Here is a 20,799-nt window from a genome sequence, read left to right as displayed (position 1 = left end):
CTCCGGAGAAAAGGTGATCGAAGTCACAAATCCGCGTAGCGGACGACGACGTGAAAGGGTGAGCACAAAAAAAGACCCGGGTTATGTTGATCATTTGTTAGAATAATAGTCGAATTTTTCAGAATGGCACTTCCCGGAATCTTAAAATGGCTAAAGACACCGCACCCGAAGCAAAAATTGCGCAGCTGACCGAAATGCAGCGTTACGTGACTCAGCATCGCGGAACGGAACCGCCTTACAGCGGCGCACTGCTGCACAACAAGCAGGAAGGGATCTATCACTGCCTGGTCTGCGAGGCGCCTCTGTTCCTCTCAGAAACCAAATATGATTCAGGCTGTGGCTGGCCGAGCTTTTACCAGCCGGTCAGTGACGATGCGATTCGCTATATCGAAGATAACTCCCATGGCATGCAGCGCGTCGAAATCCGCTGTGGCAGCTGTGATGCGCATCTGGGGCATGTTTTCCCGGACGGTCCGCAACCGACCGGCGAGCGCTACTGTGTCAACTCCGCCTCGCTGAATTTCACCGATGAGCAAGGCGTTCAGACCAAAGGGTAAAATAATGAAGGAGCAACTCGAAGCAATGCTTGCGTCGATGACGCCGGAAGTTTACCAGCGGCTGGCCACGGCGGTTGAGATTGGTAAATGGCCGGATGGCGTGGCCCTGACGCAGGAGCAGCGCGACAACTGCCTGCAGCTGGTGATGATGTGGCAGGCCAGGCACAACGATACGCCCCAGCATATGACTATTGGCAAGGGCGGTGAGATGGTCATGAAGTCGAAAAAAGAGCTGAAGGAAGAGTTCGGTATCGACTCCGACGTGACCCGAATCCATCTGCACTGATGGCGAAAAAAAAGCTGGCCTCCTGCCAGCTTTTTTATCAGATCAGAATGGCCCCCTGGGCGGTCATCTGCGCAAAAGCAATCTCGCTGTCTTCCGGATTCAGATTGACGCCACGGCAGCCCTCTTTAACCACCTCAACGTGATACCCCAGTTCCAGCGCATCCAGCACGCTGTACTTCACACAGTAATCGGTCGCCAGACCCAGCATCACCAGATGGGTAATCCCGCGCTCGCGCAGCCAGCTGTCCAGCTCGGTTTTGCGGCGATGGCCATTGTCAAAAAAGGCACTGTAGCTGTCGACATCCTGATCCTGACCTTTATGGAACGTGGCATCAAACAGCGAGCGATCCAGACCCGGATGGAAATCTGCGCCAGCCGATCCCTGAACGCCATGATCGGGCCACCAGATCTGAGCCAGACCGTTTAATTCGCCCAGCGTGTAGACCGGCTCGCCGGAGACGGAGGCAAAGCTGCCGTGATTGGCCGGATGCCAGTCCTGTAAGGCCAGCACGCACTCACCCTGCTCATGGAACATCCGCGCGTAACGATTCGCCACCTCAACGGTGTGGTCCCCCTCATGGACAGCCATCGGGCCGCCCGGGCAGAAATCGTTCTGAATATCAATAATGATAAGAGCCCGCTTCATTACATGTCGCTCCGTGTCAGTCTTCAGTCAGTTCGCCACGCAGGTTCTGCTGCATCTTCGCGCGAATTTGATCGGCAGAGAGATCCTGACTCAGTAAAAAGTGTAGCTTGGTCAGCGCGGCTTCCACCGTCAGATCAAATCCGCTGATCACCCCGGCATGTTCCAGCGCATTGCCGGTGGCATATCCGCCCATGTTCACTTTGCCAGAGATACACTGGGTCAGGTTGACCACCACAATGCCACGCTCACTGGCCTGCTGAAGTTCCGCCAGAAACTCTTTGTTCTGTGGCGCATTGCCGACGCCATAGGAGCGCAGGATCAGCGCCTTAACGGGCTGGCGCAGGAAGTTACGCACGACATCTGCGGAGATCCCCGGATAGATGGTGACGACACCGATCGGCTGTGGCGTAATGGTATGCACTTTCAGCTCACCCTGGCCGGCCGGGGCGGGCGGCGTATTCAGGCGGCGAATATGAATGCCCGCTTCCAGCAGTGCGGAGAGGTTAGGGGAAGCGAAGGCGTTGAAGCCGTCGGCGTGCGCCTTGGTGGTCCGGTTACCGCGATAGAGCGTGTTGTTGAAGAACAGCGACACTTCGTTGATCGGGTAATTGGCAGCGACATAGAGGGAGTTCAGCAGATTCTGCTGACCGTCTGAGCGCAGCTCCGCCAGGGGGATCTGCGAACCGGTCACGATCACCGGCTTGGCCAGGTTTTCCAGCATAAAAGAGAGCGCAGAAGCGGTAAACGCCATGGTGTCAGTGCCGTGCAGAATCACAAAGCCATCATAGCGATCGTAATTCTGCCGGATATCTTCGGCGATGGACTGCCAGTCCTGCGGCGTCATATCGGAGGAGTCGATCAGCGGCTGATATTCATGAATGGTGAAATCAGGCATCTCGGGGCGATGGAACTCTGGCATGTTTGCCAGCTGCTCCTGCAGATGTCCGGAGACCGGAATATAGCCCTGCGCCGAACGCTGCATACCGATGGTCCCGCCCGTGTAGGCTACGTAGATGTTTTTCTTTTGCATTAGAGAACTCAGACTCGCCATAAAAGGCGCAGTATAAGGGGAATAGCGGGGAAAAGCAGCCCGACCAGCGGCCGGGCTGCAAGGTTTATCGCACTTCGCCGCAGTTCAGGCAGAAGGCGTAACGGTTCTGAGGATCGTTCAGATGATCTGAGAAACCCGGCTGCGCTTTCATCGCGCTCATCACATCCAGCATCGGTGCAGGCAGCCAGGCTTTCAGCGTATCCGGCAGAATAGCCTGTACAGAGGCGTTCATCTGACCCAGCATCATATCCAGGAAGCTCGGGTCATCCTGATACCAGCTCAGCTGTGGCTTACTTACTTTCGCCAGCTCGCCCGCTTTCTTCACGGCATCATCGAAGTCACCCAGCGCATCGACCAGACCGTTGGCTTTGGCATCGCTGCCGGTCCAGACGTGGCCCTGCGCGATCGCATCAATCTGCTCCGGCGTTTTATGACGCGATTTCGCTACCAGGCCGACAAAGTTGCGATAACCATTTTCGATGGTCAGCTGCATCAGCTGCTGAACTTCCGGCGGCAGGGCTTTGGTGGTGGAGATATCCGCCAGCGGCGAGGTCGCCACACCATCGGTGTGAACACCAATGCTGTCCAGGCTGTTCTCCAGCGTATTGATCACGCCAAAGATACCAATCGAACCGGTCAGCGTGCTGGGGTTTGCCACAATGTAGCTGGCGGGCGTGGAGATCCAGTAACCGCCGGAGGCGGCCATCCCGCCCATCGACACCACGATAGGCTTGCCTGCTGCCTGCGCCGCCGCCAGCTCTTCGCGGATGGCTTCCGACGCGGTGACGCTGCCGCCCGGGCTGTTGACGCGCAGAATAATCGCCTTGATCTTAGGATCGAGACGCGCGTCGCGGATCTGTGCCGCCGTGGTGTCGCCACCGACATTGCCCGGCGTCTCTTCGCCATCCATGATGGCACCGCTGGCCATCACCACCGCGATGTTGCCATCCTGCTGCGTGGCGGCCTGTTTCACCGGATAGTCATAGATGCTGACGCTGCGATAATCGTTGCTCTGCTTATCCAGGCCAAAAGTCTTGATAAGCGCCTGATCGGCCGACGCACGCGACCCCAGCACATCGACCAGCTTGTTATCCAGCGCATACTGCGCCGTATCCCCATTTACCGCGTTCAGTCCGGCAATGATCGCCGCCGCGCCCGGGAAGAGCTGCTCCGGCGTAATCTGGCGGTTAGCCGCGACCGTATTCAGGTAGTTCTGCCAGAGCTGACCGATCCAGCGGCTGTCGGCATCCCGTGCAGCCGGAGACATATCGTCACGCAGGAAAGGCTCTACCGCCGACTTGTATGTGCCGACGCGGAAGACGTGCGAGGTGACTTTCAGCTTCTCCAGCAGCGTCTTGTAGTAGAGGCCGTTGGTGGCGAAACCGTGCAGATCGACCGTGCCCTGCGGCGACAGATAGATGCGGGTAGCGTAGCTGGCAAGATAGTACTGCGCCTGGCTGTAGCTGTCGCCCAGGGCATAAATCGGCTTGCCGCTGTCGCGGAATTCACGCAGCGCCTTGCCAACGTATTGCAGCGATGGCTGATCGCCACCGGCAAACTCACGCAGGTCGAGCACCATACCTTTGATATTGCTGTCATCTTTGGCCTGACGGATCGCATCGACCACATCAAACAGCGAATTTTCCTGCAGACGGTCGCTGCTGGCACCCAGCAGCTGACGACCGATTTTACTCAGGCGATTGCTGACCGAGGGTTTATCGACCAGCACACCACTGAGGTCAACCTTCAGCGCGCCCTGCTGAATCGGCGCTGAACTGCCGCCGGAACCGCTGACCTGCAGCCAGATCCCGACACCTATCACAATCAAAAAAATCAGGAAGATATTCAGAATGAATTCCCTGATAAAATTCAGTACCCGCCAGCTCCAGCGGAACAGACCTGCAATTATTCGCCACAATGTGCGCATCCGACTCTCCATATTCATGTAGCAGGAAGTGGCCGCCGCGCGGCCCGGGCTTCCCCGACGAGCTCATCCTAAAGAGCAGCGTGTTAAAAGTCAGCAGGAAATCACTGCGTACTGTTACAAAAAATCTGCCTGTGCCAGGATAATGGCAACATTACAGAGATCGGGAGAGAAACATGGACGCACTGGAGTTACTGGTCAACCGACGTTCGGCTTCACGCCTGACGGAACCGGCCCCGGCGGGCGACGCACTGGAGAATATCCTGCGGGCAGGTATGCGCGCCCCGGACCACGGCACGCTGCAACCCTGGCGTTTTATTATTGTCGAGGGCGAAGGACGCGATCGGATGAGCCAGCTGCTGGAGCAGGCCGCACGCGATCAACAGCTGGATGAGAAGGGGATTAACAAGGCGAGTCAGTCGCCGTTCCGCGCGCCCATGATAATCACGGTCGTGGCCCATTGCGAAGCGCACCACAAAGTGCCGCGCTGGGAACAGATTGCCTCTGCCAGTTGTGCCGTTATGGCCATGCAGATGGCGGCGGTCGCTCAGGGCTTTAACGGTATCTGGCGCAGCGGTATCTGGACCGAGGATGAGCGGGTACGACAGGGGTTCGGTTGCCGCGAACAGGATGCCATTGTCGGCTTCCTCTATCTCGGGACCCCGCAACTGAAATCCAGCACCACGGTTCTTCCGCCCGACACCGCGCCGTTCGTTCGTTACTTCTGACCTGCCCGCAGCAAACGGCAGGGACGATGTCTGCCCCTGCCGTTTGCACGGTTCCTGTGCGAACGATCGCTAAGGCCGTGCGTCATGCTTACACCCGCGTCCCTGCCAGGCTAACATAGCGCCAGGATTCAAACCGACAGTGGATAACCGGTTATCGCTGAGTAACCCCTGATGTTAAGGATTACCTGATTCAATGCGTTTGTTTATTGCGGAAAAACCGAGCCTTGGGCGTGCTATTGCAGATGTGCTGCCAAAACCGCATCGACGCGGTGAGGGCTTTATTGCCTGCGGTAACGATCAGATTGTCACCTGGTGTGTGGGGCATCTTCTGGAGCAGGCGCAACCTGACAGTTATGACAGCCGTTATGCGCGCTGGTCGCTGGCCGATCTGCCGATCATCCCGGAGAAATGGCGGCTACAGCCGCGCCCTTCAGTGGTAAAACAGCTGAAAGTGGTCGAAGGATTACTGGCGCAGGCCACGGAAGTGGTACATGCCGGTGACCCGGATCGGGAAGGGCAGTTGCTGGTGGATGAGGTGCTCGACTACCTGAATCTGTCGGCTGAAAAGCGCAGCAAGGTGCAGCGCTGTCTGATCAACGATCTCAACCCGCAGGCGGTGGACCGGGCCGTTAACCGGCTGCGTGAAAACCGCGAGTTCATACCGCTCTGCGTCTCTGCGCTGGCGCGAGCCCGAGCAGACTGGCTCTACGGCATCAATATGACCCGCGCCTGGACATTGCTGGGCCGCAATGCGGGCTATGACGGGGTGCTGTCGGTGGGACGTGTTCAGACGCCAGTGCTGGGACTGGTGGTGCGGCGCGATGAAGAGATCGAGAACTTCGTGCCAAAAGATTACTTTGAAGTGAAAGCGCATATCGTGACGCCGGAGGGTGTCCGGTTTGTCGCCAGCTGGATCCCCAGCGAAGCCTGTGAACCCTGGCAGGATGAAGAGGGTCGTCTGCTGAAACGGGCGCTGGCCGACCATGTGGTGGCGCGCATTACCGGCCAGCCTGCGATCGTCTCTGCCTACAGCGATAAGCGGGAAAATGAGGTGGCGCCGCTGCCATTCTCGCTGTCCAGCCTGCAGATTGAGGCGGCAAAACGCTACGGACTTAGCGCGCAGACGGTGCTGGATACCTGTCAGCGCCTGTATGAAACCCACAAACTGATCACCTATCCGCGTTCGGACAGCCGCTATCTGCCGGAAGAGCATTTTGCCGGCCGTCATGCGGTGTTAAAGGCGATTCAGTCGCACCAGTCTGCCCTAACACCGCCAGCCGATTTCGATGCCGATCGCCGGAACCGCTGCTGGGATGATAAAAAGGTGGATGCCCACCACGCCATTATTCCGACCGCCCGATCCGGCGCGGTAAAACTCACCGAAAACGAACAGCAGATTTATGCGCTGGTGGCGCGGCAGTATCTGATGCAGTTCTGCCCGGATGCGGTGTTCCGCAAATGTGTCATCGATCTTGATATCGCGGGCGGAAAATTCGTGGCGAAAGCGCGTTTTCTGGCGGAGGCGGGCTGGCGCGCGCTGCTGGGCAACAAAGAGCGGGATGAGGAGAACGATGGGATGCCGCTGCCGGTGGTGGCCAAAGGGGATGAGCTCTTGTGCGAGCGGGGTGAAGTAGTGGCGAAGCAGACTCAGCCGCCGCGGCCGTTTACCGACGCCACCATTCTCTCTGCGATGACCGGCATCGCGCGTTTCGTTCAGGATAAAGAATTAAAGAAAGTGCTGCGTGCGACCGATGGTTTAGGAACGGAAGCCACACGCGCGGGGATCATCGAACTCCTGTTTCGTCGTAGCTTCCTGGTGAAAAAGGGGCGTTATATCCACTCAACTGAGGCCGGACGCGCCCTGATTCACTCCCTGCCCGATCTGGCAGCGCGTCCCGATATGACGGCGCAGTGGGAATCGACACTGACGCGCATCAGTGAAAAGGCGTGCCGCTATGATGATTTTATGCAGCCGCTGGTTCAGACCCTGACCGGCCTGATTCAGCAGGCGCGACAGCAGCCTGCGGCGCATGCATTTCGGGGATTACCGTCCACCGGACAGAAACGTCCGGTGCGCAAAACCAGGCGTAAAGTAAAGGAGACGGAATGAGGCGTTATTCAGTTTTAGTGGTCGTGGCCCTGTCGCTGGCGAGCGGGCTGGCGCAGGCTAACGGCCGTTATCAGTCGATGCCACCAGGTAATAATGGGACGAACACGGATGTGGTGGTGGATCTGCCGCCGGAAGCCTGGACGCAGGCAGAGCGTCGTCAGCCGGACTGTCTGCGCTGCTGCATCTTCGAAAACCGTAACTATACAGAAGGCGCGGTGGTGAAATCGGAAGGCGTGTTGCTGCAGTGTGCCCGTGATGAGCAATCGCTGGGTACCAACAATCTGATCTGGAAGATTGTGAAATAATCATCGCGTGGCGTTCGGCCACGCGACCGTTACTTAAAAGCGGAAAGTTGACCAGACAGGCGCGTGGTCAGACGGCTTCTCCATGCGCCGGATCTCATAGTCGATGCCGCTCTCCACGCAGTGCGCGGCCAGGTTTTTGCTGGCCAGCAGCAGGTCGATGCGCAGTCCGCGGTTGTCATCGAAGCCTTTAGACCGGTAGTCGAACCAGGAGAAGCGATCGGCGACCGCCGGATTCTGCTCACGCCACGTATCCACCAGACCCCAGCCCAGCAAACGGTCCATCCACTCACGCTCTTCCGGCAGGAAAGAGCACTTGCCGGTGCGCAGCCAGCGCTTGCGGCTCTCCTCACCGATACCGATATCCAGGTCGGTGCTGCTGATATTCATATCCCCCATAATCAGCACCGGCTTATCGGCAGGCAGATCCTCGGTCAGCAGACGCTGCAGATCGCGGTAGAACTTCTCTTTGGCAGGGAACTTGGTGGGGTGGTCGCGACTTTCACCCTGCGGGAAGTAGCCGTTGATGACCGTGATATCGCCTATCGGGCTGGGAAGTTCAGCGGTGATCAGGCGGCGCTGGGCCTCCTCGTCATCACCCGGGAAGCCACGGCTGACAGAGACTGGCTGCGCTTTGGTCAGCAACGCGACGCCGTAGTGGCCCTTCTGCCCGTGATAGAAGACGTGATAGCCGAGCTTTGATACCTCTTCCAGCGGGAACATGTCGTCATGGACTTTGGTTTCCTGCAGACCGATAACATCGGGCTGATGCTGTTCGACGAGCGCCTGAAGCTGATGCGGACGGGCACGCAAGCCGTTGATGTTAAATGAAACAAATTTCATGAGTTCGACCATTGTTCAGCAAGTGATGGGCGAAGATGGTAGCGATTTTTGCTGAAAAAGTCATGGCGGAACAGGCGGAGAATTACAGCAGAAAGGAAAGGGCAGGGATAACGGAAGCCGGATCGAAGATTCTCATCCCTCTCCCCGAAATATCAGGAGACAAAGATGTCGGAAAGCAAATAGGGTGTTTTACAGAAGATGGTGGTGGGAGAAGGATAATTCGGCGCGTTGCGCCTCACCCTGCGGGCCGCGCTGAAGCGCGTTGTCTCGCAAAGCTCGACCCGAACCTTAATCGAAGGTTTTCATCCCTCTCCCCCGCAGAACAGGAGAATAAGATGTCGGTATGCGAAAAGGGTGCACTATATGAGATGGTGGTGGGAGAAGGATAATTCGGCGCGTTGCGCCTCACCCTGCGGGCCGCGCTGAAGCGCGTTGTCTCGCAAAGCTCGACCCGAACCTTAATCGAAGGTTCTCATCCCTCTCCCCCGCAGAACAGGAGAATAAGATGTCGGTATGCGAAAAGGGTGCACTACATGAGATGGTGGTGGGAGAAGGATTCGAACCTTCGAAGTCTGTGACGGCAGATTTACAGTCTGCTCCCTTTGGCCGCTCGGGAATCCCACCTGGGATATGGCTGGCTTACGCGAATGCAGATTCAGATGGTGGTGGGAGAAGGATTCGAACCTTCGAAGTCTGTGACGGCAGATTTACAGTCTGCTCCCTTTGGCCGCTCGGGAATCCCACCATGGCCTGAATCGTTATTGCGTAAAGCGGGGCGCATCATACCAAATGCGATAAGGGTGTAAAGCGCCCACTGACAAAACAGTAACTGTTTGCCCACTTTTTACGCGTAGCGCTGAATCTGCCGTCAATTCAGTGCGCTGGCTGATTAAAGAATGATCGTCCGGTTACCGTAAACAAACACACGCTGCCCCAGTACTTTGTACAGCGCATTGCTCAGGACGTTCTTCTCGACGTCACGACCGGCTCGCATCATCTCATCCGCGGTATAGCTGTGATCGACGTTGATCACATCCTGCATGATGATCGGGCCTTCATCGAGATTGTCATTCACATAGTGCGCAGTCGCCCCGATGATCTTCACCCCACGCTCATACGCCTGGTGATAAGGACGGGCGCCGATAAAGGCGGGCAGGAACGAGTGGTGAATGTTGATGATCTGGTTCGGGTAACGCTGCACGAAGGCGGGTGTCAGGACGCGCATATATTTCGCCAGCACGACATAATCGGGCTGATAGCGGTCAATCTCTTCTGCCATGCGATTGTCATGCTCTTCGCGCGTTAACCCTTCATGGCTCACCAGTACGAACGGAATATCAAAACGCTCGACCAGTGAACGCAGGGTATCGTGGTTGCCCACCACCGCGGCAATTTCCATGTCCAGACCGCCAAACGCGCTCTTCATCAGCAGGTCGCCCAGGCAGTGCGCCTCTTTGGTGACCAGAATGACGACGCGACGACGGCCGGCACTGTGCAGTTCACGTACCGAGCCCTGCGGCAGGGCGCTGTCGAGATCGGCAAGCAGTGTGTTGTCGTTAAAAATCCCTTCCAGCTCGGTGCGCATGAAAAAACGCCCGGTGCGATGATCAACAAACTCATTGTTCTGCACGATATTCAGCTCGTGCTTGTAACAGATATTGGTGATTTTGGCGATCAGACCTTTTGCATCGGGACAAATGGTTCGTAAAACTTTTCTTTGCATGGTTTGCGCTTGCATCTCAATCAGAGTCCTGTCAAAGCATTAGGGGTGAAACCGTTGGGAAGCCGTCAGCTTAGCCACAACATTTTTTGTATTTTTTGCCACTGCCGCAGGGGCAGGGGTCGTTACGGCCTGTTGAGGACGCGGTACCGTCAACATAGTACCAGCGTTGATCCTCGCGAAGAAAGCGTGAACACTCATGAATGGCATGAATGTTCGTTTTCTCGCGATAACGCGCAAAAAAGGTCACAGAGGCTTCGTTCTCGTGGCGTCCATGATTACAACAGGTTACATTCAGGCTAAGCCATTCGGTGCCCGGAAAACTTTCAGATAAAAGCCCGGACAGGCCCGGATGGCGTTTGTCAGGGTGCCAGGTTGCAACCAGATAGTCCGCATTATGCTCAACATAGGCGCAATAGCGGGATCGCATAAGTTGTTCAGCGGTAACAGGAATCTGTTTACCCTGCAGAAAGGGCTCGCAACATACGCTATACTGCTCCCCGCTACAGCATGGGCAGATTTTTGACACATTATCTCCAGAGAATGATGAGTCGATTTCAGAAGCGCGCTATGTTAGCGGACCCCACGTTGTGACGCTACGTATTGACGGCAGGACCAGGTACAAATGAGAAAGGTAAAAATTGGATTGGCTCTGGGGTCAGGAGCCGCCAAAGGATGGGCACATATTGGCGTGATTAATGCGCTGGAGCGTGCAGGTATTGAGATCGACGTCGTCGCCGGCTGCTCTGTGGGCGCGCTGGTGGGATCTGCCTATGTCAATCATCGCCTGCCGCTGATGGAAAAATGGGTCAGTGCATTCCGCTACTGGGATGTGATTCGCCTGATGGATGTCTCCTGGCAGCGTGGCGGCCTGTTACGCGGGGAACGGGTGTTTAATCATGTCCGTCAGCTTATCCCGAATGATGCTATCGAAGCGTGCCACAAACCCTTTGGCGTGGTGGCAACCAACCTCAGCACCGGCCGTGAACTCTGGCTGACAGAGGGGGGTCTGCATCAGGCCGTTCGGGCTTCCTGCAGTATGCCAGGTTTATTACCGCCCGTGGGCTACAATGGGTATTGGCTGGTGGATGGTGCCGTCGTCAATCCGGTGCCGATTTCACTGACCCGGGCCCTGGGGGCAGACATTGTGATCGCCGTGGACTTACAGCATGACGCGCATCTCATGCAGCAGGATCTCTTTTCCGTCACGCCTCAGAATAGTGAAGAAGAAGCGGCCGCAGCGGCCTTAAGCTGGGGCGGAAAGCTCCGACAGCGGCTGGTGAATTTCACCCAGCGTCGGGCTTCGCAGTCACCCGGCGCGATGGAGATCATGTCGACCTCTATCCAGGTGCTGGAGAATCGTCTGAAAAGAAATCGGATGGCAGGCGATCCACCCGACGTATTGATCCAGCCGGTCTGCCCGCAGATTTCAACGCTGGACTTTCATCGGGCTGAAGAAGCGATTGAGGCAGGCAGGGCCGCCGTAGAGAAGAAAATGGATGAACTATTACCACTGGTCCGTGGCAGATAATCAGGTTGTTCATTCAAAGCGGTGACTTTGGGCAATTCTGAAAGGCGCAACTGCGTTTTATGAACCACTATTGAAATATCTGGTACGCAGGGGGAAAGAATGGAAAAACCACTACTCGGCAAAAAGATACTCATTGTCGAAGATGAGGCTGTTTTCCGTTCGTTGCTGGACCAATTTTTGTTATCGATGGGTGCTGTGACGTTACAAGCGGAAGATGGTCTGGAAGCAATTGCACAACTACAACAGCATACTGTCGACCTGATTATCTGCGATCTGGAGATGCCCCGCATGAGTGGGATCCAGTTCGTTGAGCATATTCGTACCCGCGGCAACGTGGTACCGATTCTGATCGTCTCGGCCACCGAGAACATGTCTGATATCGCCCATGTGCTGCGTCTTGGGGTGCAGGATGTGCTGCTTAAACCATTAAAGAATTTTGAACGCTTCCGTGAAGCGGTCTACGAGTGCCTCTATCCCTCAATGTTCACCTCCAAAGTGGAAGAGGATGAGCAGCTATTCCAGGACTGGGATGCGCTGGTTCGCGACCCACAGGCCGCCGCTAAACTGCTTAAGCAGCTGCAGCCGCCGGTGCAGCAGACCATTGCCAACTGCCGGGTGAACTACCGTCAGTTAACGATGGCGGAGCAGCCCGGCCTGGTGCTCGACATCGCGGCGCTCTCCGACAGGGATCTGGCCTTTTACTGCCTCGACGTGACGCGCGCCGGGGACAATGGCGTACTGGCGGCCCTGCTGCTGCGTGCGCTGTTCAACGGCCTGCTGCAGGAGCAGCTCAGCGGACAAAAACAGCGGTTGCCGGAGCTGAATGGTCTGCTCAGACAGGTCAATCTGCTGCTGCGTCAGGCGAACCTGAGCGGCCAGTTCCCCTTGCTGGTGGGCTATTACCATCGCGGTCTCAAAAACCTGATCCTGGTGTCGGCCGGATTAAACGCCACCCTTCATGTTCAGGCTCATCAGATTCAGCTCAGTAATGGTGTCCCGCTTGGCACTATGGGCAGTACCCATCTTAACCAGATCAGTCAGCGCGCCGAGAACTGGCAATGTCACGTCTGGGGCGCCGGAGGACGTATCCGGCTGATGCTTTCCACGGAAGAATAGAGGTTGATTACAGTAAGATTCTGGCGCTGATCGCAGGGCCAGAGTTTAGCTTTACAGTTGGGTAATAGTCTTAATTTCGACGGTTTCATGCCTTCCAGGATAAATCCGTTCGATACTAACTGATATACTCATTTTCGATTTTAACCGACATATCAAGTATTAACTTGAACGGCCTATGAGAGAGGTATCTTAATGTCTGCCAATAATACCAAAGTAAAAAAAGCGGTAATCCCGGTAGCGGGTTTGGGTACGCGTATGCTGCCTGCGACCAAAGCGATTCCAAAAGAGATGTTACCGCTGGTTGATAAGCCGTTAATTCAGTATGTCGTTAACGAATGTATTGCTGCGGGCATCAATGAAATTGTGCTGGTAACGCACTCCTCAAAAAATGCCATCGAAAACCACTTTGATACCAGCTTCGAACTGGAATCAATGCTGGAAAAACGCGTTAAGCGTCAGCTGCTGGATGAAATCCAGTCCATCTGCCCGCCACACGTCACCATCATGCAGGTTCGTCAGGGCATCGCAAAAGGCCTGGGCCACGCTGTTATGTGTGCACACCCGCTGATCGGTAATGAGCCATTCGCGGTTATCCTGCCAGACGTCATCATCGACGAATATGAATCTAACCCAACCAAAGATAACCTGGCAGAGATGCTGAGCCGTTATGAAGAGTCTGGCCGCAGCCAGATCATGGTTGAGCCGGTTGCCGATGTCACCGCGTACGGTGTAGTCGATTGCCAGGGTGCAGAACTGAACCCAGGCGACAGCGCGCCAATGGTCGGTGTGGTTGAGAAGCCTAAAGCGGCAGAAGCGCCATCAAACCTGGCCGTTGTAGGTCGTTACGTGCTCTCTTCTGATATCTGGCCACTGCTGGCGAAGACGCCTCCAGGTGCAGGCGGCGAAGTTCAGCTGACTGACTCTATTGCCATGCTGATGGAAAAAGAGACTGTTGAAGCTTATCACCTGAAAGGCGTCAGCCATGACTGTGGTAACAAACTGGGCTACATGCAGGCTTTCGTTGAGTACGGTGTTCGTCATCCGGTATTGGGCAAAGATTTCTCTGAATGGCTCGATAGCGCAGTTGGCAACAAAAAGTAATTCATAAACACAGGATAACTCGATGAAAGTCACTGTATTTGGTATCGGCTATGTCGGTCTGGTTCAGGCTGCGGTGTTAGCCGAAGTCGGACATGACGTTCTCTGCATTGATGTCGACGCGAATAAAGTCGAAAATCTGAAGAAAGGCATCATTCCTATTTTCGAACCAGGTTTAACGCCGCTGGTAATGTCAAATTACGAAGCCGGTCGACTGAAGTTCAGCACTGATGCTGAGCTGGGCGTAAACCATGGTGTTATGCAGTTTATTGCAGTGGGTACACCACCGGACGAAGACGGCTCTGCCGATCTGAAATATGTGACCGCCGTAGCGCGCACTATTGCGCAGCATATGAACGATCACAAAGTGGTTATCGACAAATCAACCGTTCCGGTTGGCACAGCAGATAAAGTTCGTGCAGTAATGACGGAAACGCTGAAAGCGCGTGACGCCAACATCACCTTTGATGTGGTCTCTAACCCGGAATTCCTGAAAGAGGGTGCGGCAGTCAACGACTGTATGCGTCCTGAGCGTATCGTTGTCGGCACCGACAACGACGAAGTGATTGAACTGTTACGCGAGCTTTATGAGCCGTTTAACCGCAACCACGATCGCATGATTATGATGGACATTCGCAGTGCAGAGCTGACCAAATATGCGGCCAACTGTATGCTGGCCACCAAAATCAGCTTCATGAACGAGATGTCTAACCTGGCTGAACGTTTAGGCGCAGATATTGAGAAAGTCCGCCAGGGTATCGGTTCAGATCCCCGCATCGGCTATCACTTTATCTACCCTGGCTGTGGCTACGGCGGCTCCTGCTTCCCGAAAGATGTGCAGGCGCTGATCCGTACCGCTGAGTCCATCGGCTATCAGCCACGCCTGCTGCAGGCGGTGGAAGATGTGAATGACAGCCAGAAAACCAAGCTGCCAACCTTTATCAAGCGTCACTTTGGTGACGACCTGAAAGGTAAGACGTTTGCACTCTGGGGCCTTTCATTCAAGCCGAATACCGACGATATGCGTGAAGCCTCCAGCCGCGTGCTGATGGAAACGCTGTGGGAAGCGGGCGCCTCTGTGCAGGCGTTTGACCCTGAAGCGATGGATGAAGCGCAGCGCATCTATGGTCACCGCAGCGATCTTAAGCTGATGGGCACCAAAGAAGCTGCACTGCAGGGCGCTGACGCGCTGGTCATCTGTACGGAGTGGCAGAACTTCCGTGCACCTGACTTCGACATCATTAAAAATGCGCTGAAAGAAGCCGTGATTTTTGATGGTCGTAACCTGTATGATCCAGAGCGTATCAGCAAACGCGGTTTCGTTTATTATGCAATCGGCCGCGGAGCGTCTATTCAACCTGCATAATTAACGAGGGATTTATGAACTTTCTGGTCACCGGCGCCGCAGGTTTTATTGGTTTTCATGTCAGCCAACGTCTGCTGGCTGCCGGTCACCAGGTTGTCGGTATCGACAACCTGAATGATTATTACGACGTAAATCTCAAACATGCCCGTCTCAATTTAATTAACACCGACCCAGGTTTTACTTTTATTGAGATGGACCTGGCGGACCGTGACGCAATGGCGTCACTGTTCGACCAGCACGCCTTCCAGCGCGTAATCCATCTTGGTGCTCAGGCCGGCGTCCGCTATTCCATCGAAAATCCGCATGCTTATGCCGATGCCAACCTCATTGGTCACCTCAATATTCTTGAGGGATGCCGTCATCATAAAATTGAACATCTGCTCTACGCGTCATCCAGTTCCGTTTATGGACTGAACCGTAAAATGCCGTTCTCGACTGAAGATAGCGTGGACCACCCGGTCTCTTTGTATGCGGCGACCAAAAAAGCCAACGAGCTGATGTCGCATACCTATTCGCATCTTTATCAGTTACCGACGACCGGATTGCGCTTCTTTACCGTTTACGGCCCCTGGGGTCGCCCGGATATGGCGCTGTTCAAATTTACCCGTGCCATGATTGCGGGTGAGGCGATTGATGTGTATAACCAGGGGCAGATGAAACGCGACTTTACCTATATCGACGATATTGCAGAAGCGATTGTCCGTCTGCAGGCTGTTATTCCTCAGCAGGATGATAACTGGACCGTTGAAACCGGTTCACCTGCTACCAGTTCCGCGCCTTATCGCGTCTATAATATTGGTAACAGCCAGCCTGTCACGCTGATGAACTATATCGAGGCGCTGGAAAAAGCACTCGGTATTACGGCGAAGAAAAATCTGATGCCTATGCAACCCGGCGATGTGCTTGAAACCAGTGCGGATACCGAGGCGCTGTTTAAGGCAATCGGTTTTAAACCCAGGACGGGCGTTGAAGAGGGCGTTAAAAACTTCGTGGAGTGGTATCGGGATTTTTATCGCGTCTGATGAAAAAGAAAAAGGAAGCTCTGGCTTCCTTTTTTAATGGCTATCGGGTCACGAAGGTTTCAGACCGCAAAACCGGGTGCGATTACAGTAAAAAATCGTCCAGCTTTTTACCCTGTTCTTCCAGCGCTTTTTTAATCGCGGCTGGTGTCCGTCCCTGGCCGGTCCAGGTTCTGGATTCGCCTTTTTCATCGGTGTAGCCATATTTAGCCGGGCGCACTGAGCGTTTACCTTTTGCCGTTGTCCGTGCAGAGGGAGCCTGCGAGCCAATCAGTTCGTTCGGGTCAATACCATCGGCCAGCAGCATTTCACGATACTGATTAAGTTTACGCGTGCGTTCTTCATTTTCAGCCTGAAAATGTGACTCTTCTTCACGGCGCTCTTTTACCACCACATCCAGTTTTTCCAGCATCTCTTCCAGTGTCTCCACGGAATACTCTCTGGCCTGGGCGCGCAGCGTACGGATATTATTAAGAACTTTTAGTGCTTCGCTCATTGTCCTGGTCTCTGAATAAGGAAAAAGTTGTGTTGCCCGCTAATAGTAGTGGTGACATTAAATAAACTCAATCATAAAAAAATAAAAGCACTACTTAGCCAGGCGGTAAAAAATAATCGCGGCTGAAAAAAGGTGTCAGGAAGAATTTAAAAAATAGTTTCATACGGGTGGATGTGAAAAAAATTTAATGTATTTCGGACCGTAGTAAAAATGTCATCTCTGTTATTACGGTTAAAGAAATTAAATTCAGTCGCACCGGTCGCACCCGGAATCCGCCGGATAAACCGGTTGCCAGCCTCGGGCCGCTCCGCCGTTACGCTTCAGAGGGGCATCAGCGACAATGTAATGCCGGCACTTTGTGTTAATATGCGCGCCATTCCGTTCAGTCCTGATGAAGATACGTTTCTATGGCTCAACTCTATTTTTATTACTCTGCCATGAATGCAGGGAAGTCGACCGCACTGCTGCAATCCTCCTACAACTATCAGGAGCGCGGGATGCGTTCACTGGTCTACACCGCTGAAATTGATAACCGCTTTGGTGCCGGGCAGGTGAGCTCCCGCATCGGTCTTTCGTCGCCAGCTTCTCTCTATAATGCAGAGACGTCGCTCTTCAGCGAGATCGCTGCCGAGCACGCCGCCAGTCCGGTTCACTGCGTTCTGGTTGATGAGAGTCAGTTTCTGACCCGCGAGCAGGTTAAAGCGCTCTCTGATGTTGTCGATGACCTGGATATTCCCGTGCTCTGCTATGGTCTGAGAACCGATTTCCGCGGTGAACTCTTTGTTGGCAGTCAGTATCTGCTGGCATGGGCAGACAAGCTGGTTGAGCTGAAAACGATCTGTCACTGTGGCCGTAAGGCCAGCATGGTGCTGCGTCTGGACAGCGAAGGAAAACCGTTCAGCGAAGGTGAACAGGTTGTGATTGGGGGGAACGAGCGTTATATCTCCGTCTGCCGCAAGCACTACAAACAGGCGATAGAGCAGGGGTCGCTGCAGGCGATTCACGGCGCGCAGACGCCGCTGCCCGATCCTCATTGCTGAGACAGAAAAAAACCCGCCGTGGCGGGTTTTTTTTATCAGCCTGTTAAAGCGGGACTATCAGACTTTTTTCGCTTTTTTCTCGCTCTTCATCTCTTTTACCGGCTCAGCAGCCACCGCCTCAGCGACGCCTGAGAACGGCTCGACAAATTCACGACCGTAGAAGGTGTCGAGCATGATCTGTTTCAGCTCAGCAATCAGCGGATAGCGTGGGTTCGCGCCGGTACACTGATCGTCAAACGCATCGTCGGCCAGTTTATCGACTTTCGCCAGGAAGTCCGCTTCCTGCACACCGGCTTCCCGGATAGAGGCGGGAATACCAAGTTTGGTTTTGATCTCATCCAGCCATGCCAGCAGCTTCTCAATTTTCTGTGCGGTGCGGTCGCCAGGTGCGCTCAGACCTAAGTGGTCTGCCACTTCGGCGTAGCGACGACGAGCCTGAGGACGGTCATACTGGCTGAAAGCCGTCTGTTTGGTCGGATTGTCATTTGCGTTGTAGCGGATGACGTTCGAGATTAACAGCGCGTTCGCCAGGCCGTGTGGGATATGGAACTCTGAACCCAGTTTATGAGCCATGGAGTGACAGACCCCGAGGAAGGCGTTAGCAAAGGCGATACCGGCAATGGTCGCGGCGTTATGAACGCGCTCCCGCGCAACCGGGTTTTTCGCCCCTTCGGCATAGCTGGCCGGCAGATTCTCTTTCAGCAGCTTCAGTGCCTGCAGCGCCTGTCCGTCAGAGTACTCATTCGCCAGTACAGAAACGTAGGCTTCCAGCGCATGGGTCACAGCATCCAGACCGCCGAACGCGCAGAGTGAGCGCGGCATATCCATGACCAGGTTGGCATCGACAATCGCCATATCCGGCGTCAGTGCATAGTCCGCCAGAGGATATTTCTGACCGGTGGCATCATCGGTCACCACGGCAAACGGCGTGACTTCTGACCCGGTACCGGAAGTGGTTGTGATGGCGACCATGCGCGCTTTCACGCCCATTTTCGGGAACTTGTAGATACGTTTACGGATATCCATGAAACGTAACGCCAGCTCTTCGAAGTGGGTTTCAGGATGCTCGTACATCACCCACATAATTTTGGCAGCATCCATCGGGGAACCGCCACCCAGCGCGATGATAACGTCCGGTTTGAAGCTGTTCATCTGTTCCGCCCCTTTGCGCACGATGCTCAGCGTCGGGTCCGCTTCAACTTCGAAGAAGACTTCCGTTTCAAGGCCGTGCGATTTCAGTACGCGGGTCACCTGGTCAGCATAGCCGTTGTTGAACAGGAAGCGGTCGGTGACGATAAAGGCTCGTTTTGCACCATCTGTTGCCACCTCTTCCAGCGCAATCGGCAGTGAACCGCGACGGAAATAGATGGATTTAGGAAGTTTATGCCACAACATATTCTCAGCTCGCTTGGCGACAGTTTTGGTGTTGATCAGGTGTTTCGGCCCGACGTTCTCAGAAATCGAGTTACCGCCCCATGAACCACAGCCCAGCGTCAGAGAAGGTGCCAGTTTAAAGTTGTAGAGATCACCGATACCCCCCTGCGAAGCCGGTGTGTTGATCAGAATACGCGCCGTTTTCATTCTGTCGCCAAAGTAGTGCACGCGCTCGGTCTGGTTATCCTGATCGGTGTAGAGACAGGAGGTGTGGCCGATACCGCCCATGGCGACCAGCTTCTCGGCTTTGTCGACGGCATCCTGGAAATCCTTCGCCCGATACATCGCCAGCGTTGGCGAGAGTTTTTCGTGAGCGAACGGTTCTGACTCGTCCACCCGTTTTACCTCACCGATCAGGATCCTGGTGCCGGCAGGCACACGGAGGCCAGCCATTTCGGCAATTTTTACCGCAGGCTGACCGACGATGGCCGCGTTCAGTCCGCCATTTTTCAGGATGATATCCTGCACCGCCTGGAGTTCGGCACCCTGCAGCAGGTAGCCGCCGTGGCTGGCAAAGCGTTCACGCACCGCGTCGTAGACGGAATCCACCACAATTACCGACTGTTCAGAGGCGCAGATCACCCCGTTGTCGAAGGTCTTTGACATCAGTATAGAGGCGACAGCGCGCTTCAGGTCGGCGGTTTCATCAATCACGACCGGCGTATTACCGGCACCGACACCAATCGCGGGTTTACCGGAGCTGTAGGCTGCTTTCACCATGCCTGGTCCGCCGGTGGCGAGAATCAGATTGATATCAGGGTGATGCATCAGCTGGTTGGAAAGCTCCACGGAAGGGGCGTCGATCCAGCCGATAATGTCTTTTGGCGCACCGGCTGCAATCGCCGCCTGCAGAACGACATCTGCGGCTTTGTTAGTGGCGTCTTTGGCGCGTGGGTGTGGCGAGAAGATAATCCCGTTGCGGGTTTTAAGGCTGATCAGGGCTTTAAAGATGGCGGTTGAGGTCGGGTTAGTGGTCGGGACGATGCCACAAATCAGGCCGATCGGCTCGGCGATGGTGATGGTGCCGAAGGTATCGTCAGTGGCTAACACACCACAGGTCTTCTCATCTTTATAGGCGTTGTAGATATACTCAGAGGCAAAATGGTTTTTAATGACTTTATCTTCGACGATACCCATACCGGATTCGGCAACGGCCATCTTGGCGAGGGGAATGCGGGCATCGGCGGCGGCGAGGGCGGCGGCACGAAAAATGGCGTCGACCTGCTGTTGAGAAAAGTTGGCATATTCACGCTGGGCTTTTTTTACACGTTCAACCAGTGCATTAAGTTCCGCGATATTGGTTACGGCCATGGTGCTCTCCTGAAGGAAGTTAAACTTTTTTAGTAAACAATCCTGCGTCCCTGAGTATAGTCACGCTGCTTTAATGCGTCTGATAGCGGCGGAACGGCTGGATTTTCAACTGTTTACTGAATAAGTCTTTTCTGGCGGCCGTGAGAGTTTACTTCGCTGCCGCTAATGCTTCCGTTGCGAAAAGATTACCTGGTTCGGGGTAGGGCGATTTTGATTCAGAT

The 20,799-nt window shown here is 54.9% G+C and carries 19 protein-coding genes, 2 tRNA genes and 2 other RNA genes; 11 read left to right on the top strand and 12 right to left on the bottom strand.

Going from position 1 to position 20,799, the window contains the following annotated elements; all coding sequences use genetic code 11:
• Positions 1-146 precede the first annotated feature (146 nt).
• Positions 147-557 (top strand): peptide-methionine (R)-S-oxide reductase MsrB, encoded by a 411-nt coding sequence (gene msrB / locus AB1748_RS11965; protein ID WP_288361828.1) that lies wholly within the window; start codon positions 147-149, stop codon positions 555-557.
• Between the two features lie 4 nt (positions 558-561).
• Positions 562-843: a YeaC family protein gene (locus AB1748_RS11960; protein ID WP_111142079.1), complete on the top strand. Its 282-nt coding sequence runs from the start codon at positions 562-564 to the stop codon at positions 841-843.
• Between the two features lie 37 nt (positions 844-880).
• On the opposite strand, the gene pncA is transcribed toward AB1748_RS11960, so the two are convergent.
• From pncA to sppA, 3 genes are all read right to left on the bottom strand, one after another.
• Positions 881-1,489: a bifunctional nicotinamidase/pyrazinamidase gene (gene pncA, locus AB1748_RS11955; RefSeq protein ID WP_111142078.1), complete on the bottom strand. Its 609-nt coding sequence runs from the start codon at positions 1,487-1,489 to the stop codon at positions 881-883.
• Between the two features lie 16 nt (positions 1,490-1,505).
• A complete protein-coding gene (gene ansA, locus AB1748_RS11950; protein WP_111142077.1) occupies positions 1,506-2,519 on the bottom strand; it encodes an asparaginase in 1,014 nt (337 codons plus the stop codon).
• Between the two features lie 85 nt (positions 2,520-2,604).
• On the bottom strand, positions 2,605-4,467 hold the full coding sequence (gene sppA / locus AB1748_RS11945) for a signal peptide peptidase SppA (RefSeq protein ID WP_367395535.1): 1,863 nt from the start codon (positions 4,465-4,467) through the stop codon (positions 2,605-2,607).
• A gap of 173 nt (positions 4,468-4,640) precedes the next feature.
• Between sppA and AB1748_RS11940 the strand changes: the two genes are divergently transcribed.
• From AB1748_RS11940 to AB1748_RS11930, 3 genes are all read left to right on the top strand, one after another.
• Positions 4,641-5,192, top strand: coding sequence for an NAD(P)H nitroreductase (locus AB1748_RS11940; protein WP_111142075.1), 552 nt, complete (start codon positions 4,641-4,643; stop codon positions 5,190-5,192).
• A gap of 193 nt (positions 5,193-5,385) precedes the next feature.
• On the top strand, positions 5,386-7,302 hold the full coding sequence (locus tag AB1748_RS11935; protein ID WP_111142074.1) for a DNA topoisomerase III: 1,917 nt from the start codon (positions 5,386-5,388) through the stop codon (positions 7,300-7,302).
• Complete coding sequence (locus tag AB1748_RS11930; RefSeq protein WP_111142073.1) at positions 7,299-7,607, top strand: YnjH family protein; 309 nt, start codon at positions 7,299-7,301, stop codon at positions 7,605-7,607. The genes AB1748_RS11935 and AB1748_RS11930 overlap by 4 nt, the downstream gene beginning before the upstream one ends.
• Positions 7,608-7,640: 33 nt before the next feature.
• Here the strand turns inward: AB1748_RS11930 and xthA are convergent, their stop codons facing one another.
• The 7 genes from xthA to AB1748_RS11895 all read right to left on the bottom strand — a co-directional run bounded on the left by xthA (position 7,641) and on the right by AB1748_RS11895 (position 10,696).
• Positions 7,641-8,447: an exodeoxyribonuclease III gene (xthA, locus tag AB1748_RS11925; RefSeq protein ID WP_111142072.1), complete on the bottom strand. Its 807-nt coding sequence runs from the start codon at positions 8,445-8,447 to the stop codon at positions 7,641-7,643.
• 199 nt (positions 8,448-8,646) lie between these two features.
• Positions 8,647-8,774: non-coding RNA, RtT sRNA (locus AB1748_RS11920), on the bottom strand.
• Positions 8,775-8,816: 42 nt separating this feature from the next.
• Positions 8,817-8,944, bottom strand: a non-coding RNA gene (locus tag AB1748_RS11915) — RtT sRNA.
• A 42-nt stretch (positions 8,945-8,986) separates the two neighbouring features.
• Positions 8,987-9,071: transfer RNA gene (locus AB1748_RS11910), tRNA-Tyr, on the bottom strand.
• A 36-nt stretch (positions 9,072-9,107) separates the two neighbouring features.
• Positions 9,108-9,192, bottom strand: a tRNA-Tyr gene (locus AB1748_RS11905).
• 144 nt (positions 9,193-9,336) lie between these two features.
• On the bottom strand, positions 9,337-10,185 hold the full coding sequence (gene purU, locus AB1748_RS11900) for a formyltetrahydrofolate deformylase (protein ID WP_111140030.1): 849 nt from the start codon (positions 10,183-10,185) through the stop codon (positions 9,337-9,339).
• Positions 10,186-10,240: 55 nt separating this feature from the next.
• Positions 10,241-10,696, bottom strand: a complete 456-nt coding sequence (locus tag AB1748_RS11895; RefSeq protein ID WP_367395534.1) for a YchJ family protein — start codon at positions 10,694-10,696, stop codon at positions 10,241-10,243.
• A gap of 96 nt (positions 10,697-10,792) precedes the next feature.
• Between AB1748_RS11895 and rssA the strand changes: the two genes are divergently transcribed.
• The 5 genes from rssA (at position 10,793) to AB1748_RS11870 (ending at position 16,300) form a co-directional block, all read left to right on the top strand.
• Complete coding sequence (gene rssA, locus AB1748_RS11890) at positions 10,793-11,698, top strand: patatin-like phospholipase RssA (RefSeq protein ID WP_111140032.1); 906 nt, start codon at positions 10,793-10,795, stop codon at positions 11,696-11,698.
• 99 nt (positions 11,699-11,797) lie between these two features.
• A complete protein-coding gene (rssB, locus tag AB1748_RS11885; protein ID WP_111140033.1) occupies positions 11,798-12,814 on the top strand; it encodes a two-component system response regulator RssB in 1,017 nt (338 codons plus the stop codon).
• Between the two features lie 192 nt (positions 12,815-13,006).
• Complete coding sequence (gene galU, locus AB1748_RS11880) at positions 13,007-13,915, top strand: UTP--glucose-1-phosphate uridylyltransferase GalU (RefSeq protein ID WP_111140034.1); 909 nt, start codon at positions 13,007-13,009, stop codon at positions 13,913-13,915.
• A 22-nt stretch (positions 13,916-13,937) separates the two neighbouring features.
• Positions 13,938-15,278, top strand: coding sequence for a UDP-glucose/GDP-mannose dehydrogenase family protein (locus tag AB1748_RS11875; RefSeq protein WP_111140035.1), 1,341 nt, complete (start codon positions 13,938-13,940; stop codon positions 15,276-15,278).
• Positions 15,279-15,292: 14 nt separating this feature from the next.
• Positions 15,293-16,300 (top strand): NAD-dependent epimerase, encoded by a 1,008-nt coding sequence (locus tag AB1748_RS11870; protein ID WP_293771064.1) that lies wholly within the window; start codon positions 15,293-15,295, stop codon positions 16,298-16,300.
• A gap of 82 nt (positions 16,301-16,382) precedes the next feature.
• On the opposite strand, the gene hns is transcribed toward AB1748_RS11870, so the two are convergent.
• Positions 16,383-16,793, bottom strand: a complete 411-nt coding sequence (gene hns, locus AB1748_RS11865; protein ID WP_111140037.1) for a histone-like nucleoid-structuring protein H-NS — start codon at positions 16,791-16,793, stop codon at positions 16,383-16,385.
• Between the two features lie 407 nt (positions 16,794-17,200).
• On the opposite strand from hns, the gene tdk reads away from it, so the two are divergent.
• Entirely contained in the window at positions 17,201-17,833 is a 633-nt protein-coding gene (tdk, locus tag AB1748_RS11860) for a thymidine kinase (protein ID WP_111140038.1), read from the top strand.
• Positions 17,834-17,890: 57 nt separating this feature from the next.
• On the opposite strand, the gene adhE is transcribed toward tdk, so the two are convergent.
• Positions 17,891-20,578 (bottom strand): bifunctional acetaldehyde-CoA/alcohol dehydrogenase, encoded by a 2,688-nt coding sequence (gene adhE / locus AB1748_RS11855; RefSeq protein ID WP_293771061.1) that lies wholly within the window; start codon positions 20,576-20,578, stop codon positions 17,891-17,893.
• Between the last annotated feature and the right edge of the window lie 221 nt (positions 20,579-20,799).

Origin of the sequence: Pantoea sp. Ep11b (assembly GCF_040783975.1) — a bacterium.
GTDB lineage: Bacteria > Pseudomonadota > Gammaproteobacteria > Enterobacterales > Enterobacteriaceae > Pantoea.
The sequence above is the reverse complement of the archived record's forward strand: the minus strand, read 5'-3'. Positions and strand labels throughout refer to the sequence as shown.

Excerpts from the sequence above, each read along its gene's own strand:
- msrB (WP_288361828.1), top strand. The coding sequence starts at position 147 with ATGGCTAAAGACACCGCACCCGAAGCAAAAATTGCGCAGCTGACCGAA.
- AB1748_RS11960 (WP_111142079.1), top strand. The coding sequence starts at position 562 with ATGAAGGAGCAACTCGAAGCAATGCTTGCGTCGATGACGCCGGAAGTT.
- pncA (WP_111142078.1), bottom strand. The coding sequence starts at position 1,489 with ATGAAGCGGGCTCTTATCATTATTGATATTCAGAACGATTTCTGCCCG.
- ansA (WP_111142077.1), bottom strand. The coding sequence starts at position 2,519 with ATGCAAAAGAAAAACATCTACGTAGCCTACACGGGCGGGACCATCGGT.
- sppA (WP_367395535.1), bottom strand. The coding sequence starts at position 4,467 with ATGCGCACATTGTGGCGAATAATTGCAGGTCTGTTCCGCTGGAGCTGG.
- AB1748_RS11940 (WP_111142075.1), top strand. The coding sequence starts at position 4,641 with ATGGACGCACTGGAGTTACTGGTCAACCGACGTTCGGCTTCACGCCTG.
- AB1748_RS11935 (WP_111142074.1), top strand. The coding sequence starts at position 5,386 with ATGCGTTTGTTTATTGCGGAAAAACCGAGCCTTGGGCGTGCTATTGCA.
- AB1748_RS11930 (WP_111142073.1), top strand. The coding sequence starts at position 7,299 with ATGAGGCGTTATTCAGTTTTAGTGGTCGTGGCCCTGTCGCTGGCGAGC.
- xthA (WP_111142072.1), bottom strand. The coding sequence starts at position 8,447 with ATGAAATTTGTTTCATTTAACATCAACGGCTTGCGTGCCCGTCCGCAT.
- purU (WP_111140030.1), bottom strand. The coding sequence starts at position 10,185 with ATGCAAGCGCAAACCATGCAAAGAAAAGTTTTACGAACCATTTGTCCC.
- rssA (WP_111140032.1), top strand. The coding sequence starts at position 10,793 with ATGAGAAAGGTAAAAATTGGATTGGCTCTGGGGTCAGGAGCCGCCAAA.
- rssB (WP_111140033.1), top strand. The coding sequence starts at position 11,798 with ATGGAAAAACCACTACTCGGCAAAAAGATACTCATTGTCGAAGATGAG.
- galU (WP_111140034.1), top strand. The coding sequence starts at position 13,007 with ATGTCTGCCAATAATACCAAAGTAAAAAAAGCGGTAATCCCGGTAGCG.
- AB1748_RS11875 (WP_111140035.1), top strand. The coding sequence starts at position 13,938 with ATGAAAGTCACTGTATTTGGTATCGGCTATGTCGGTCTGGTTCAGGCT.
- AB1748_RS11870 (WP_293771064.1), top strand. The coding sequence starts at position 15,293 with ATGAACTTTCTGGTCACCGGCGCCGCAGGTTTTATTGGTTTTCATGTC.
- hns (WP_111140037.1), bottom strand. The coding sequence starts at position 16,793 with ATGAGCGAAGCACTAAAAGTTCTTAATAATATCCGTACGCTGCGCGCC.
- tdk (WP_111140038.1), top strand. The coding sequence starts at position 17,201 with ATGGCTCAACTCTATTTTTATTACTCTGCCATGAATGCAGGGAAGTCG.
- adhE (WP_293771061.1), bottom strand. The coding sequence starts at position 20,578 with ATGGCCGTAACCAATATCGCGGAACTTAATGCACTGGTTGAACGTGTA.